Raw genomic sequence first — 14,967 nt, forward strand, 5'->3', positions numbered from 1 at the left:
ATCTTGACACAATTCCAATGAATATCCTATGATAGGCAAATAAGAATAATAGAGGGTGGTTGTACCTAAATGACAGAGAGTAATAGGAATCGTAAGGTTGATGGATTCATCAAAAAGGCCAAGCAATGGAAGGTAGAATTTGAGAAGTTAAGAGAAATCATCCTTGAATTTGAACTAACTGAAGATATTAAGTGGATGCACCCCTGTTACATGTATGAGGGAAAAAACGTCGTCCTTATGCATGGTTTCAAAGAATACTGTGCGCTCCTGTTCCATAAAGGGTCCTTGTTAAAGGATCCTCACGGAATATTAATTCAGCAAACGGAAAATGTACAAGCAGCAAGGCAAATTCGATTCAAAAATCTTCAAGAAATCATCGAACAAGAGCCATTTATTAAAGAGTATATTCTTGAGGCTATCGAGGTAGAAAAAGCCGGTTTGAAAGTAGAATTAAAAAAGAACACAGATTATGTAATTCCAGAGGAACTAAAAGCGAAATTTGATGAAAACCCTGCCTTAAAAACGGCGTTTGAAGGGTTAACACCTGGGCGCCAGAATGCATACATTTATTTCATTTCAGGTGCCAAACAATCCAAAACGCGTGTGGCTAGAATTGAAAAATACGAGCAACAAATCCTCGATGGAAAAGGTATGAATGATTAAGAGAAACTAAGCTGCACCAATTGGGGCAGCTTAGTTTTGTGCTCTACATTCGATCCATTTTGACAGGTTTCCTACACGTACTCTCCATCAAATAATGCCTGCCATTATCCGAAGAATCATGAAATCCATGCATGGCTTCAAGAACATGATAGGCAAGTTTACCATTTGCACGAAAAGGTTCATTATGTAAAATAGCATTTGCCATATCGGATACACCGATCCCACGATTATTCTTTGGTGTTTCAAAAATAAGCGGAACTTCCACAAATTCTTTTTCGTCTTTTCTTCTTATTTTTACTGGTCCCCCAAAATGATTTGGATTTGGGACTAGGAGTGTTCCTTCACTTCCATATACTTCAATCGGCGGCAGAGATGTCCCGCCAAATGCGTCAAAGCTTGTTGTAATCGTTGCTATCGCTCCTGTTTCAAAATCAATCGTCCCCGAAATATGGGTTGGAGTCACTACTTCTATTTTAGTCCCTTTTTTCGGTTCACTTATAATGGTTCGCATCGGATAACTAATCCTTGTTGAGCCAGAAATTCGCCTCATTGGGCCTAACAGTGCCACCAATGCCGTTAAATAATAGGGTCCCATATCAAACATCGGTCCCCCTCCATGATCATAATAAAAGGCAGGATCTGGATGCCAATGTTCATGCCCTCGATTGATCATAAAGGCAGATGCTCCAATTGGAACACCAATCTCACCATTTTCAATCAAATGAATCGCTGTTTGAATTCCAGCACCTAAAAATGTATCTGGGGCACCCCCTACTAGCAGATTATATTTCTTAGCTGTTTCTAAGATTTGTTTGCCTTCTTCACGGGAGACCGTAAGAGGTTTTTCCGTATAGACATGCTTCCCTGCTTCAAGAGCTTGCAGGCTAACAGATGCATGTGCACGCGGAATTGTTAAATTAATCACCAACTGTATTTCAGAATCTGCCAATAACTCTTCTACAGAACATGCTTTAGGCACCCCATATTTCGCTGCCTGCAACTTTGCCCGCTCCACATCTAAGTCTGCACAGACAAGTAGAACCAGATGATCAAACTTTTGAATATTTTCCATATAGATTGAGCTAATTGTCCCACAGCCGATGATACCAACGTTAAGTTTGCTCATTTTGTTCCCCCATTTGATTGGCTTAAGAATTTATTTGATATTTCCCTTACAGGCTATCTCCCATTCCCGTGTATGCGCGTACATCTTGAGATTTAGCTAATTGACTAGCTTTCTGCTTCCCTTCTGCTGCCCATAAAAAGCCCCGGCGCATAATCAGTGAAACTTCTGGCATTTCGATTATATCTGCATGATGACCTAAGGAGCTATAAAATACCCGCCCTTGTCCCCAGCGTTTCGTCCAAACAACTGGCATATCAACTGCTTTGTTGGTCGCGTGTGGCCCATCAACAACTGGAAATCTTGTTGTGGCAAGCACTTCAACCGCAGGATCAACATGAAGGTAGTACTGTTCACTAATAACTTTAAAATCTGTCAATCCCTCTAATAACGGACTAGAGCTATGTTTGATGTTCACCATATACTCGACCCCGTCATTTCCTGGATGAGCCACCCAGTTTCCACCCGTCATGAACTGCCAATCAACGTTATTACGGAATGAGTCACACATTCCCCCATGACAGCCAGCAATGCCAACTCCACTCGCAACTGCTTGCGAAATCAAAGAAACATATTTTTTCTCAATCTGCCCCATTGTCCAATGTGGAACGAGTAAATCTAAGGATTGCAGTTTTTCAGAATCAGCATACGTATCTAGTGAATTTGACACCTCTACATCAAAATTCTCATCTTCAAGTATTCTTTTAAAAATGTGGGCAACTTGTTCAGGCTCATGACCATCCCATCCACCCCATACGATTAACGCCTTTTTTTCCATAAATGAACACACCTTCCTGTAATCAAATGCGCCTTGGCGTATTTGCGCCTGATTTTTTTCGAGCTCGCTCGAAAAGTTTCATTTGAAAAATTGTGGCATCCGCCGGAGGCTGTAACTTTATTCTGCAAGAGTCATAGACCCATAAAGTGTATACTAGATTTTACATTTCTATTACAAAAGTAAATATGCGATTTATGCTGAATAAAGTTACAAGTCTGATATTTTTATCCACTGACGTTTTTCTATTGAAAGTTCGACTGCTTCTAATACTGCCTGGCATTTAACACCATCTTTGAAATTAGGTACTGGCTGCCGATCTTCTCGAATCGCATCCATCAATTCTACGATTTCATGGATAAATGTATGCTCATACCCAATCGTATGTCCTGCTGGCCAATAACGATCAATATATTCATGGGTTGGCTCTGTTGCTAAAACTCTACGGAAGCCTTGAGTATCTTTTCTATCATCTGAAAAATAAACCTGGAGCTCATTCAAACGCTCGAAATCAAAAATCACACTACCTTTACTTCCATTAATCTCAAACGAATTTGTACTTCGATGACCAGTCGCAAAACGAGTCGCTTCAAAACTTCCTAACGCACCATTTGCAAACCGAGCCATAAATAATGTTGCATCATCAACAGTAACTGGTCCTTTTTCACCTTGACTACTTCCGGTTGCAGATAGTCCTGTCATCTTTTCAGGAATGGGTCTTTCTTTTATAAAAGTCTCACTCATCCCAATCACTTCAGTCATATCGCCGATTAAGTAATGGGCTAAATCAATGAGATGTGCTCCCAAATCCCCGTGCGCACCAGAACCAGCTATTTCCTTTTGAAGTCTCCATGCTAAAGGAAAATTCGGATCCACTAACCAATCCTGAAGGAACCACGCACGGAAATGATAGATGTCGCCCAATGCACCCTCATCAATCAACTTTTTCGCAAGTCTCACGGCTGGTGTAAAACGATAATTAAAGCCAATCATATGCTTAACACCTGCTGCTTCCGCAGCTTCAAGCATGTCACGAGAGTCCTGTAAGGAAAGGGCCAATGGTTTTTCGCAAAAAATATGTTTTCCAGATTTTGCCGCCGCAATCGCGATTTCCTTATGTACATCACTTGGCGCATTAATATCAATCAAATCAATATCATCACGCTCGATAAGCGTGCTCCAATCACTCGTATACTCCTCCCACCCAAACTGAGAGGCCGCTTCTGAGACCGCTTTCTCATTTCGTCCGCAAATAACTTTCATCCTAGGACGAAGCCGGTCAGGAAAAAATAGGGAAAGATCGCGATAGGCATGGCTATGTGCTTTCCCCATAAATTTGTAACCAATCATCCCGATATTAATCTCGTTACTCATTGTTATATCCCCTTTCCCCGTTCACAGTTTTAATAAGTATGTTCCACCTTATTTAATCATACATTTTGTATAACATTAATAATCACTTTATAAGGAATTACTAAATTTTTTAAATAACTAGAAAATGTTCCGTTTTTTCAACAATACTTCCCTTTAATATATTACCTTTACCTGCTAACCTAAAACTAGTAAGTTACCAATTTTTTGTATCCACAAGAATAAAGGTGGGATTTTCATGAGAAAAATCATAATAGTTCTATTTTCAATATGCTTCGTGCTTTTGTTGGGATCTGTGCTAATTGATGTTATGAATAAAGATCGGGATATAATGCTATATAAAGGAAATTTGTACTCCAATGTAACAGAACTGGAGTGGTTTGAAAAGGACAAAGGGAAATTTCAAAAAGGAGAGAAAATAGGAGAAGCCAATAAAGCACTTATCTTCATGTGGAATTTTTCGGCAAACAAATTGCCTAGAGGAACAGCCCTTTATAATACAAACGATGGGAAATCTGGAATAATCATAGCGGAAACCGAGAATGGAGAACTCTTATATTATTTTAGGCAGCTAAAAGAATAAAATAATCTCTGATTACTCAAGAAAATACTTATTTTTTTCTCGAATATGAAAATGGACACCCAACGATATTACAGTCAGGTGCCCAAATTTTACAATATATTTTTCTTCATTTCATATGTCGGGTCGGCCTTCATGCTTTGTGGCAGCATTTGAATCGAGTCGATGACTCCATCTAGCTTCGTTTCGATCCGATGCAATAGATAGAGTGTCACGACAACGGGAAAGCCCACCTCGTGAATAAAAGGCAATAACTGCTCCACCCAAACTCCTCCTTCCTATAAAAAATGCAAACTTCATTGTTGAAAATTGGGACGAGGGACCTCCCTCTGCCACACCAATATGGAAAAAAATAGGAGAACACCGGAACCGTCCCCATGTTCACCCCAGTGGTATCAGGACATCATTAAATACCTGATATTTCTCTTTATCAAGCTTGTTTAAATATATGCGTACGGACGCTTCACCTAGAAAACCTTTAACTTTAGGTAATCCAAGAATGGCTAGAATGGCAATTATTATTAAACTTATTAGTAGTCCCATCACTTTCCCCCTAGTAATTATGTAAAACCAAAAAATACAATTTTCTATATTTTTCTAGATTATATCACAATATTTTACATTTTTGATAAATTCATAGGTAATATCACTAAAAAAAGAAGAGTCACTAAGACTCTTCTCGCCTTTGGGCTTTTCTTTCAAAATGATAATGCAAACGATATTTACAGATTTCCATTGTCCATTTATAAATGGTTTCAAGATCTTCTTCTAGGACATCAAACGCGATAAAAAATTGATTATCACTAAAATTAACCAGTCCTTTTGAACTACCACTCCACTTGGTCATAGGCATCTTGGCGATAAGTTTCGCAACCTTTGCTTCATCATAGTCCCATAACCTTTTTGTTTCACCGTCTGAGAAATCAATATTTTTACGATATTCCTTTTCAGTTAAATATCTGTGAAAAAATGGTGCAACTTCCTCTGGAGTAATGGGTTTAAACCATTTGTTGTCACCTCTAGATAACATAGCAAGTAGCACAACCATCTTGTAGCTCTTTGCCATACCTGTTTTTTCAACCTCTATTAACCATGGTTCATACCTTTTGTAAGTTTCTTTTTCTCTTTCTGATAACTCGTCTGCCCAATATAAAAATCCTGCAAATGATTTAAATTCTGACCTATATTGTGAAGCATCTGCCTGCCCTTTTAAGTGCAAGTCTAAATAGGTTGGTCTGATACCAAGAGTGATCTTTAAATCCATATAACTATAAAGCAGCTTTTCTTTTCTGGGTTCTCTTTTATTCACTAACTCGCTCAACAGATCTATAACTTCAACATCAAGATTTATTGAACACGTTTCCGGAATTGTAGGGTGGATATTATTTTTTGTGTTCTTTTTATCGTCATTTTTTATATCAAACAGGCTTAGTTTAACATCGGCATTACGATAGTTTCCAATCAAATCTATAACTACACAATAGTCTTTCTCGGAATGCAGACGTAGTCCTCTACCAATTTGTTGAGTGAATACTGTTAATGATTCAGTCGGACGCACAAATAATAAGGTATCTACCGAAGGAATATCCACACCCTCATTAAATAAATCTACAGTAAAGATAGCATCTAATTCTGAATCCTTTAGCATACTTATAGCTTGCTTTCGTCCAATTGATTGCTGTTGGGAATGTAATGCTACGGTTCGGTAGCCATGATTATTAAAATACGTTGCAAGAAATTCTGCTTGTTTAATGGATGAGCAAAATACTATTGTTCTAGTTTTTTTATATTTTTCCCATGATCGAAGTATATTATCTGCAGTTTCTTTTCGAAGCTGCACCTTAAGGAGTTCGTCCTCAGCATATTTACTACCTAACCAGGTTATTTGTGAGTAATCGGTTTCATCGTAAACCCCATAATAACTAAATGGTGCTAACCATTGTCTTTGGATTGCTTCTAAAAAGTCAATTCGATAGGCAACATTTCCCTTACAAATTGCATATACATCCTTATTGTCATTCCGATCAGGTGTAGCGGTAATACCTAATAAAAAAACTGGATTAAAATAGTTAATTACCCTTTGATAGGAGTCAGCGGCTGCATGGTGAAATTCATCGACTATTATCAAATCAAATTCATCAATTGAAAAAGCCTCCAGATGATGTTTCATACACAAGGTATAAATTGAGGCGAAAACCAGATCAGCCTCACGCTCTTTACTATTACCATTAAAAATACCACTTTTTCTATTAGGTAAGATATTCTTAAAAGAATTTTGCGCCTGATAGAGGATTTCCTCTCTATGGGCAATAAATAAAACACGTTGAAAATGCCGGGCAAAAAAACCCGCTAAATACGTTTTCCCTAGTCCAGTAGCCATAACTACCAGAGCACTTGAATATTCCTCTTCAAGGGTTTTCTCTAGTTCCTCAAGTGCTTCTACCTGGGCAAACCTGGGCTTTATATCCCCATAAGCAACAGTTTCTTCTTTTATGTTATCAGCTTCAATTTTATGCTTTTGGCTAGGAAGCATTAAATCTAACTCTTCAAGTTGCGTCCATGTATTTACTAGAGAAGGATTCTTTTGATGATACTTCTCATATTCATTTTGATATAATTTTACGATTTCAGGATTGACGCTTACCGTATTTTCATGTAAAAAGTGATAAGAAAATTGATCAATTGCCTTTAGAAAAGTATGATTCTTATTGGAAGAATCTACAGCTAAATTCCATTCAATACCGGAAGTTAATGCTGAACGAGACAGGTTAGATGAACCAACAACCAACACACCCTCATTTCCATTTTGAAAAATGTAGGATTTTGGATGAAAAGAGGTCCCGTTACTTCTCCAAAGCCGAACCTCAATATTTTTATGAATACCAATTAGATTCTTTAATGCATCTGGTTGGGTTACAAACAGGTAATCCCCAGTACAAATTTTTATATCTGCCCCGCGTTCGGCAGCACGTCTCAAAGATTCATTTAAGACTTCAACACCTGATTTCATTACAAACGAAGTCAAAATAAAAATGCTCGAAGACTTCTCAATCTGAACAAGTAAATGTTCTATTAGATTTCTAGTAATTAAATCAATTTTAGTCATCTTCAACCTCAATCAAAAAAATTTTTTCTTGAAAACCACCACGTTTTTGTGCTTTTCTTTCACGTATTGCTTCTACTTCATTAAATGAAGATTCATGTGCAACTGCTAATGCATGAATGATTTCTAGTAGGTCTGCAAGCTCTTCTAAAGCATTTTCTTTATCCGAAGCATTAACATACTCTTCTAACTCTTCAAAGCCCTTTTTCCGTAGTTCTATAAGGTACTCATCATTTGCAAGTACTCGTGTTGAAAATTTTTTGCCTGTGTTTTCTATGATTTCAGGTATACGGTCACGTACTAATTTCTGGTGAACAGTCATTTCAAATTCCCCTTTATTAATCTTTTTATCAATATTCTACCATAAGTTTTTCTTTGCATTTCTCAAGTGTCGCCTCGACATTTTTTGTCTATTGTTGAATAGTTTCCATCCCTTTGTCAAAAAATCCTTCTTTTTACCCAAGAAAGTAATATGAAAGTAGTGATATAACATAAAAAAACTAGTTCGGAAGTTACGAACTAGTTTTTATGGATTACATTATTTGATTCATTTATCCCTTCACCCATATCATAATCAAAACAACCTTGATATAATTCAATAATTTCTTCTTCAGTTGGAATTCTTGGATTGTTTGAGGGGCTTCCACTTTCAATCGCGTCTTTCGCCATCTTTCCTACAACATTGTCTAATTCTTGTTTTTTAATCCCCCACTCCTTCATGTTCGGGATATTCAAGTTAAAACAGAGTTTCTTGATTTCTTGGACAACTATATTTGCAATTTCTTCACTAGAATAACCGCTCAACTCTGGTTTAATAAATAGTCCAACACTAGCTAAACGATCAATGCAGGCAGATTTACTAAATTCCAAAATTGCCGGTAGCAACATGGCATTTGACACTCCATGCGGGACATGAAAGAGGGCTCCTATTGGTCGTGACATTCCATGAACTAAGCAAACAGAAGCATTTGAAAATGCGATGCCGGCCTTTAAGGCTCCCAAAGACATTTTTTCTCTCGCTGCCAGATTACTGCCATTCTTATATACTTCTTCTATATTTTCGTAAATCAATTTAATTGCGGATAAAGCAAGTGTGTCTGTGAATGGATGTGAACGTCTTGATATGTATGCTTCGATGGCGTGAGTGAGGGCATCAACCCCCGTTGCTGAAGTGATGTGTTTTGGAGAAGAAAGTGTGAGTGTTGGATCAACAATTGCTATTTCCGGTAAAAACGTTGGTTGCTTAATCATCATTTTTACATCATTTTTTGTATTGGTAATAACGGTCACGTCTGTTGCTTCAGAGCCAGTACCAGCAGTGGTTGGAATTGCAATGAGAGGAATTGCCTTTTTATCAGCTATTTTTTTATTCCCCATAAAATCACTGATATCTCCCCCATTAGTCGCAATTACCGCAACAGCTTTACCAGTGTCAATACAGCTCCCACCACCTAATGCGATTATGACGTCACAATTATTTTGTTTACATATTTCGAGCGCTTCATTTACGAATATATCAATCGGTTCCGAATCAATTCCTAAATAGGTAGTACAATTAATCTCTTCTTCATTTAACATACTTTTGCATTCATCGACAACCCCAAGATTCTCCATAACCTTATCACTTATGATAAGTGCTCTTTTTCCTAGTTTCCTTGTTTCAACCGCAACTTGTTTAAAGGAATCATAACCATAAAAAATAGCCCTTGGCATGTAGACACTTGATATTGGATTCAAACCTTCCCCTCCCTAGATTCGCTAATCTTTGAACCTCTGCTTTCTGAGTATGGTTGGGCTAATTGCAGCGACCATTTTCAATCCAATTTTACCTATAAATATTATTATTCAACAATTATGATTAAAGACTACTAGTTTATGTTTTGATATCAATATGGTTGCGTATTTTACACGGGTGGTTGATGAACAACCTGGTCATAATACATTCCCTCCCCTCATACTTTTGTAATAAAAGGAGGGGAAAAAATGTTAAACAGATTGTCAGAACGATTTTCTCGTGTCATTCAGCGGTACTTGCCTGATGCATTTGTTATTGCTGTGTTGATGACTTTGTTTGTTTTTGTTTTAGCCTTCTTTACAACTCCGGCTGATCCAATGAATTTGTTTCAGTCGTATGGGGATGGATTTTGGACTTATCTAGCTTTTACGATGCAAATGGTGCTCTTGCTTATGACGGGGATGGTACTTGCTTCAGTTCCATTTATCAGAAGAGGATTAGAAGCTATTTCTGCAAAAGCTAATACCGCCAATAAAGCTTACCTCTTTACATTTTTAATTACGTCCGCTGCCTATTATATTAACTGGGGGTTAGCTGTTATTGTTGGGGCGATTGTTGCTCGTGAGGTTGGAAAACGAAATCAAAATGCTCATTTTCCATTGTTGGTAGCATGTGCATATGCTCCAACCGCACTTTACACAGCTGGTCTCTCAAGTTCCATTGGGTTAACGGTTGCAACCGAAAATCATTTTCTTGCCGATGTCATGGGGGTTATTCCAACCTCTGAAACGATTTTTCATCCGGGTACCATCATTATCCTTTTAACCCTAGTTATCACCATGCCTATTTTCATTCTTCTTATGGCTCCAAAAAAGAATATCATTCCATATACTGTAAAAGAAAAGGAAAAACTGACTGTTACAACAGAGGTGGCAGATGAAAATACGCCCGCCCTTCGCTTAGAAAATACGCCTATACTTGGCATTTTAATCGGTTTGGTAGGCATTATTTATACGGTTTTACAATTTGCAAATGGCACTGATATCAATCTAAATCTTATTAATATTTTGTTTTTATCACTAGGTTTGATTTTTCATCGTTCTCTCAGTCAATATGGGAAAGCATTTCAAGAAGCAGCTGGTTCCATTTCGCCTATTATCCTACAATTTCCTTTTTATGCAGGGATCATTGCACTCCTTGGGAGCTCAGGGCTTGCAGATATCATTATTAAGGGGATAACTTCCGTTTCAATTACGGAGTCATTTGGTGTCTTTACCTATTGGACTGCCGGACTTGTCAACATGCTTGCCCCATCTGGTGGGGGGCAATGGGCACTTCAAGGACCGCTTTCAGTCCCGGCTGGGATGAAGTTAGGAGTAGAACCGGGTGTTATTGCAATGGTAGTCGGATGGGGGGATGCATGGACAAATCTCATTCAACCATTCTGGGCATTGCCAATCTTAAGCATTGTCGGTCTTCATATTCGTCATATTATGGGATATTGTATTTTGCTAGCTGTTTGGATTGGGGTTGTGACTTCAATTTTGATTTATTTTGTTTATTAAAAAGAGGTTGTTAATCCTAACGGGTTCCGTTTCCTGTCGCAAAACCCGAAAATGTAGCCCATTTTGTACTGCTTCTTGTATCTGTTTTTGTAATTAAAAATAAGGTGGCTCAGTTCACCGAGCCATTTTTGATTGGAAAAGAGGTTAGGGGCAGCTTACGCACCGGATTTTTAAAAATAGAGGGAGAAATTCCTCTTAATTTGTAAATAAGCTAAAAAATAGCGTAAATAAGAGGAGAAATTTCCCCTATTGACTCAAGTAACGTAAAAATTGGGGATTTTTCTTTGCATAAGCGGAAAATTTCCCCCTATAAACCCCGAAAAGAGCTCTATTCTGCATTTAACGGAAATATCTCCGCTTATTTTAAATATCACTGGGTTATTCAATTAAGGATAGGATTTCTTATGTTTCTAAGTACTTTTGTAAGATAAAATGTATGCCAAATTGGCACTCATTTTAACTTACATTTTTAATGTTTGTGATAGTTAACGGAACCCGATATGTTAATCCACTTTACACATCATGAAATGACCTTGCAAAGAGCGGCTGCAAGGTCATTTTTTATTTGCATAGAGAGTTTGATATGCAAAATTCCAAATCAATGTGAAACAAATTTTTTTATTATCCGTCTAATAGGGTAAAGACCAAAGGGGGACTATGGATGAGAAGAGGCACTCTTTTCTTTAAATTGCTCGTGTTACTTCTAGTGTTAGTAACTGGATGCAGTAACCAAAGTTCAGAAAGCAAAGCAGATCGTGCCACTATGGATGAGCGGCATACAGAAATGGATCAAGAATCAAGCAAAGAAGAAATGAGTGTTCAACCAGTCACAGAGCCTGAATATAAAGCAAGTGATAACGGAAGCGATACAATTAAAAACGACCGCATGTTCATATACCATGCAAATCTGTCCATCCAAGTAAAAAAGTTTCATTCCGTAGAAGCGGAATTTCAACAAAAGGCCATTGATCTTGGCGGATATGTGGTGGAATCCTCAACATATGATGCTGGAACGGAATCGATTAATGGCACCATTGTCATTAAAATACCTCAGTCACATTTCCAATCCTATATTAATGATGTAGAAAAAAACAGTATAAAAGTAGTTGAAAAAAGTATATCGGGTAATGATGTAACTGAGGAATTTGTGGACCTTGAATCACGATTAAAAGCAAAAGAAGCTGTGGAACAAAGACTGTTAACCTTAATGGATCAGGCGGAAAAAACAGAAGACCTTTTAAAAATATCAAATGATCTTTCAAAGGTACAAGAAGAAAAAGAACAAATTTTAGGAAGAATGAACTATCTAAAAAATAATGTTGACTATTCAACCGTTACAATTCATCTAGAAGAGGAATTAGTTAAAATTGATTCCATCAAGGACAACAGCTCCTTAAATACTTGGCAAAAAGCAAAAAGTTTATTTGTAAATACAATTAACGGAATCATATCCGTTTTATCGGGTTTAGTCGTATTCGTTATAGGATTATCACCAATCATCCTTCCAATTGTTGCTATTTTGATTGCTTGGTTCATCCTCAGGAAAAAGAAAAAACAAGAATAACTCTAATTATGATCGAAAATATCCTTTTAAACAAAACTTAGGCGCACCTTTTATTAAGATGCGCCTTGTTTTATTCACCCAATTGTTTAATTTGATCAATTGTATTGGTTACGTTTTGTAAGGTTTGAAACATCTCACTATTTTCAAAAAGAGCTGGATCAATTTGTCCATTCTCAATATTTTCTATATATAGATTTATGCCCTCTTCTGCTTGTTGGTTGTAATCGACGATTTGCTGATGAAGATCTGCTGCCATTTCTGGCGGCTCTAGTGAGTTGAATGATACCATATCATCCTGCATTTCGGTAAGCTTTGTCTCAAGATCGACCATTGACTGTTCATCCGTAACTGCCTGTTCTGCTAGGGCTGGTGCTTCATTAATAAACGTACTAACCTCATTAACGTAATCTGTTGCCTCATTTACATACGTTACAGTATTATTAACATCCTCAAGGATGGAGCATGCCCCAAGAAAAATCAATCCCATTAGAGAAAAGGCTAAAAAACGTTTCTTCAAATAATCCCCTCCGTTTTCTGGCATAACTTATATACGATACTAAACGGAAAAGGTTTCACATATCAATACTGGGTATTCTTTACAATTTCAAGTGGAGGCATTTGTTTTTTCTGTACTTCTTTCTTAACAAGCCAAAATAGATTATACTGTATTAACGACCATTTTTATAAATAAGGAGGTTATCACTATGACCGAGAATAATCAATCCGAAGCACCAAAAAAGAAAATCAGTCTGCAAGAAGCAATGAAGCAGCAACTTGAAAACAAAAAGAACCAGGCAGCAGCTGGTAAAGGAAAAATGAATGGTGACCTTTCAACAAAAAAAATGAAAAGCCAACAAACGAAAAAGCCGAGCAATACCCGCAGAAAAATGGGTGTCTAACAAACGGAAAAAAGAACCAATTCATATCTGAATGTGGTTCTTTTTTTGTATTTGGATAAAATTTACCAAAAGGAGCTACATGTCTTGCAGCTCATTAACAGTTACAAACGAATATCCCTCTTCAATTAACACTTGAATGATTCCTTCAATCTCTGCAAGCACCTTCTCAATATCATCATACATTGGATGCATTAGAATAATTGAACCTGGCTCAATTGATTCTTTTACATATTTCACTCTATCCTGGGTAGAAGAGTAATACGTTTCTGGCTCTATGTTCCACGTAATGGTGTCTTTATTTTGTTTATTAAGATAGTAAGGTAAACCTACGAGCTTTTTCCCGTTTGGTGGACGGAAATCAATTTCACCCTCGTACCCTGCTTCACGTATCAGCCGATCCGTTTTTTCGATTTCTTCTTTTATAAAGGATGGGGATTTAGAAATCATACGATTATGAGAATACGTGTGATTTCCAACCTGATGCCCTGCTTCCACGATTTTTTTGGCTTCTTCCGGGTATTTTTCTATATCCTTGCCAATTAAAAAGAAGGTCGCCTTCACATCATGCTTCTCGAGAAGCGGCAGAATTTCATTTACATTACCAGTTGGACCATCATCAAATGTGAGTGCAACTACCTTTTGATCAGTTTCAACTTGCTGTGTGAGCCCTCCAAATAATTGAAATGACCTTGAATTCATTAACTTATACGTGCTGAATATCATTAGAAAAAGAATTAAAAATACGAGAACACTACCTATTAATTTTCTTTTCATCGCTTACTTCCTTTTCGTTATTTCAAATTCTATTATAGTAAAATTATATACATAATTGATGGGGAAAAATATGAACTGGCTATGCTCTTAGGATCCAGAATGGCACCTATGCAAACAGTGGTTTTAAGGAAAGTGGACTAAGCAGGGAAATACACCCAGCTTTTTATGATAATTTACNGGAAATACACCCAGCTTTTTATGATAATTTACAACCCTTATCTCTAGCAGCAACGAAAATTAAAAAAGAGGTATGCCGAAATTGGCATACCTCTTAGCAGTTAATGGCTATTATTAAGCTTTTCTAACGTTAGATGCTTGAGGACCACGTTGTCCTTGTTCTACATCAAATGTTACACTTTGACCTTCGTCTAAAGATTTGAAGCCTTCGCCTTGGATAGCTGAGAAATGTACGAATACGTCTTCTCCACCTTCACGCTCGATGAATCCAAAACCTTTTTCTGCGTTAAACCATTTTACTTTACCTTGTTCCATAATAATTTGCCTCCTAGTGTGACGATCACACATGTGTTACTATCTTGTTCAAATACCTTAGACGAAAAACAAAAATACATTCTTAATCTGAAAAAGAACAAAGATAATTCTTATTTATAATAACAGATATAAAAGTAATTAGCAACTGTTATTAAAAAACGGACAAAGTTTTCTGCTTAAATTAAAGAAGAGGAGCCACTTAAATCAAGCTCCCACAAGAAGGTTTAATGGACTTTAACTATTAAATAGTAACTTGTACGACGGTGCGGAAAAAGTTGTGTAAATAGGTTTCAAAACAATCCTCCTTGGCAAGAATTAGGATA

Annotated in this window: 16 protein-coding genes; 5 read left to right on the plus strand and 11 right to left on the minus strand. The window is 37.1% G+C overall.

Annotated elements, in window-relative coordinates:
- Nucleotides 1-69: 69 nt before the first annotated feature.
- Nucleotides 70-663 (plus strand): YdeI/OmpD-associated family protein, encoded by a 594-nt coding sequence (locus LKW28_RS12320; protein ID WP_229140657.1) that lies wholly within the window; start codon nucleotides 70-72, stop codon nucleotides 661-663.
- A gap of 43 nt (nucleotides 664-706) precedes the next feature.
- Here the strand turns inward: LKW28_RS12320 and LKW28_RS12325 are convergent, their stop codons facing one another.
- From LKW28_RS12325 to LKW28_RS12335, 3 genes are all read right to left on the minus strand, one after another.
- Entirely contained in the window at nucleotides 707-1,789 is a 1,083-nt protein-coding gene (locus LKW28_RS12325) for a Gfo/Idh/MocA family protein (RefSeq protein ID WP_229140658.1), read from the minus strand.
- A 46-nt stretch (nucleotides 1,790-1,835) separates the two neighbouring features.
- Complete coding sequence (locus tag LKW28_RS12330) at nucleotides 1,836-2,564, minus strand: ThuA domain-containing protein (RefSeq protein ID WP_229140659.1); 729 nt, start codon at nucleotides 2,562-2,564, stop codon at nucleotides 1,836-1,838.
- A gap of 207 nt (nucleotides 2,565-2,771) precedes the next feature.
- Nucleotides 2,772-3,935 carry a Gfo/Idh/MocA family protein gene (locus LKW28_RS12335; RefSeq protein WP_229140660.1) on the minus strand — a complete coding sequence of 388 codons (1,164 nt, stop codon included), beginning with the start codon at nucleotides 3,933-3,935 and terminating at the stop codon, nucleotides 2,772-2,774.
- 235 nt (nucleotides 3,936-4,170) lie between these two features.
- Here LKW28_RS12335 and LKW28_RS12340 point away from each other — a divergent pair, with 235 nt between their 5' ends.
- On the plus strand, nucleotides 4,171-4,515 hold the full coding sequence (locus LKW28_RS12340) for a hypothetical protein (RefSeq protein ID WP_229140661.1): 345 nt from the start codon (nucleotides 4,171-4,173) through the stop codon (nucleotides 4,513-4,515).
- Nucleotides 4,516-4,604: 89 nt separating this feature from the next.
- On the opposite strand, the gene LKW28_RS12345 is transcribed toward LKW28_RS12340, so the two are convergent.
- The 5 genes from LKW28_RS12345 to LKW28_RS12365 all read right to left on the minus strand — a co-directional run bounded on the left by LKW28_RS12345 (nucleotide 4,605) and on the right by LKW28_RS12365 (nucleotide 9,328).
- Nucleotides 4,605-4,775: a YvrJ family protein gene (locus LKW28_RS12345; protein ID WP_229140662.1), complete on the minus strand. Its 171-nt coding sequence runs from the start codon at nucleotides 4,773-4,775 to the stop codon at nucleotides 4,605-4,607.
- Nucleotides 4,776-4,893: 118 nt separating this feature from the next.
- Nucleotides 4,894-5,055, minus strand: coding sequence for a hypothetical protein (locus tag LKW28_RS12350; RefSeq protein WP_229140663.1), 162 nt, complete (start codon nucleotides 5,053-5,055; stop codon nucleotides 4,894-4,896).
- A 124-nt stretch (nucleotides 5,056-5,179) separates the two neighbouring features.
- The gene (locus LKW28_RS12355) at nucleotides 5,180-7,618 is read right to left on the minus strand and encodes a DEAD/DEAH box helicase family protein (protein ID WP_229140664.1); all 2,439 of its coding nucleotides are present in this window, start codon (nucleotides 7,616-7,618) and stop codon (nucleotides 5,180-5,182) included.
- Complete coding sequence (locus LKW28_RS12360; protein ID WP_229140665.1) at nucleotides 7,611-7,937, minus strand: nucleoside triphosphate pyrophosphohydrolase; 327 nt, start codon at nucleotides 7,935-7,937, stop codon at nucleotides 7,611-7,613. Before LKW28_RS12360 ends, LKW28_RS12355 begins: the two co-directional genes overlap by 8 nt.
- 197 nt (nucleotides 7,938-8,134) lie before the next feature.
- Entirely contained in the window at nucleotides 8,135-9,328 is a 1,194-nt protein-coding gene (locus LKW28_RS12365; RefSeq protein WP_229140685.1) for an iron-containing alcohol dehydrogenase, read from the minus strand.
- A 270-nt stretch (nucleotides 9,329-9,598) separates the two neighbouring features.
- Here LKW28_RS12365 and LKW28_RS12370 point away from each other — a divergent pair, with 270 nt between their 5' ends.
- Nucleotides 9,599-10,915: a short-chain fatty acid transporter gene (locus LKW28_RS12370; RefSeq protein ID WP_229140666.1), complete on the plus strand. Its 1,317-nt coding sequence runs from the start codon at nucleotides 9,599-9,601 to the stop codon at nucleotides 10,913-10,915.
- 661 nt (nucleotides 10,916-11,576) lie between these two features.
- Complete coding sequence (locus LKW28_RS12375; protein WP_229140667.1) at nucleotides 11,577-12,479, plus strand: DUF4349 domain-containing protein; 903 nt, start codon at nucleotides 11,577-11,579, stop codon at nucleotides 12,477-12,479.
- A gap of 70 nt (nucleotides 12,480-12,549) precedes the next feature.
- Here LKW28_RS12375 and LKW28_RS12380 read toward each other — a convergent pair whose 3' ends face one another.
- Nucleotides 12,550-12,996, minus strand: coding sequence for a DUF6376 family protein (locus LKW28_RS12380; protein WP_229140668.1), 447 nt, complete (start codon nucleotides 12,994-12,996; stop codon nucleotides 12,550-12,552).
- 187 nt (nucleotides 12,997-13,183) lie between these two features.
- Between LKW28_RS12380 and LKW28_RS12385 the strand changes: the two genes are divergently transcribed.
- Nucleotides 13,184-13,378 carry a hypothetical protein gene (locus LKW28_RS12385; RefSeq protein ID WP_229140669.1) on the plus strand — a complete coding sequence of 65 codons (195 nt, stop codon included), beginning with the start codon at nucleotides 13,184-13,186 and terminating at the stop codon, nucleotides 13,376-13,378.
- A gap of 75 nt (nucleotides 13,379-13,453) precedes the next feature.
- On the opposite strand, the gene LKW28_RS12390 is transcribed toward LKW28_RS12385, so the two are convergent.
- Together LKW28_RS12390 and LKW28_RS12395 are read right to left on the minus strand one after the other, a co-directional pair.
- Entirely contained in the window at nucleotides 13,454-14,152 is a 699-nt protein-coding gene (locus LKW28_RS12390; RefSeq protein WP_229140670.1) for a polysaccharide deacetylase family protein, read from the minus strand.
- A 291-nt stretch (nucleotides 14,153-14,443) separates the two neighbouring features.
- A complete protein-coding gene (locus LKW28_RS12395; protein WP_136381765.1) occupies nucleotides 14,444-14,644 on the minus strand; it encodes a cold-shock protein in 201 nt (66 codons plus the stop codon).
- Nucleotides 14,645-14,967 lie beyond the last annotated feature (323 nt).

Source organism: Bacillus sp. REN16 (assembly GCF_020731355.1).
Taxonomy (GTDB): domain Bacteria; phylum Bacillota; class Bacilli; order Bacillales; family Bacillaceae_L; genus Ferdinandcohnia.

Coding starts and splice junctions, on each gene's coding strand:
- LKW28_RS12320 (WP_229140657.1), top strand. CDS start 70: ATGACAGAGAGTAATAGGAATCGTAAGGTTGATGGATTCATCAAAAAG.
- LKW28_RS12325 (WP_229140658.1), bottom strand. CDS start 1,789: ATGAGCAAACTTAACGTTGGTATCATCGGCTGTGGGACAATTAGCTCA.
- LKW28_RS12330 (WP_229140659.1), bottom strand. CDS start 2,564: ATGGAAAAAAAGGCGTTAATCGTATGGGGTGGATGGGATGGTCATGAG.
- LKW28_RS12335 (WP_229140660.1), bottom strand. CDS start 3,935: ATGAGTAACGAGATTAATATCGGGATGATTGGTTACAAATTTATGGGG.
- LKW28_RS12340 (WP_229140661.1), top strand. CDS start 4,171: ATGAGAAAAATCATAATAGTTCTATTTTCAATATGCTTCGTGCTTTTG.
- LKW28_RS12350 (WP_229140663.1), bottom strand. CDS start 5,055: ATGGGACTACTAATAAGTTTAATAATAATTGCCATTCTAGCCATTCTT.
- LKW28_RS12355 (WP_229140664.1), bottom strand. CDS start 7,618: ATGACTAAAATTGATTTAATTACTAGAAATCTAATAGAACATTTACTT.
- LKW28_RS12360 (WP_229140665.1), bottom strand. CDS start 7,937: ATGACTGTTCACCAGAAATTAGTACGTGACCGTATACCTGAAATCATA.
- LKW28_RS12365 (WP_229140685.1), bottom strand. CDS start 9,328: ATGCCAAGGGCTATTTTTTATGGTTATGATTCCTTTAAACAAGTTGCG.
- LKW28_RS12370 (WP_229140666.1), top strand. CDS start 9,599: ATGTTAAACAGATTGTCAGAACGATTTTCTCGTGTCATTCAGCGGTAC.
- LKW28_RS12375 (WP_229140667.1), top strand. CDS start 11,577: ATGAGAAGAGGCACTCTTTTCTTTAAATTGCTCGTGTTACTTCTAGTG.
- LKW28_RS12385 (WP_229140669.1), top strand. CDS start 13,184: ATGACCGAGAATAATCAATCCGAAGCACCAAAAAAGAAAATCAGTCTG.
- LKW28_RS12390 (WP_229140670.1), bottom strand. CDS start 14,152: ATGAAAAGAAAATTAATAGGTAGTGTTCTCGTATTTTTAATTCTTTTT.
- LKW28_RS12395 (WP_136381765.1), bottom strand. CDS start 14,644: ATGGAACAAGGTAAAGTAAAATGGTTTAACGCAGAAAAAGGTTTTGGA.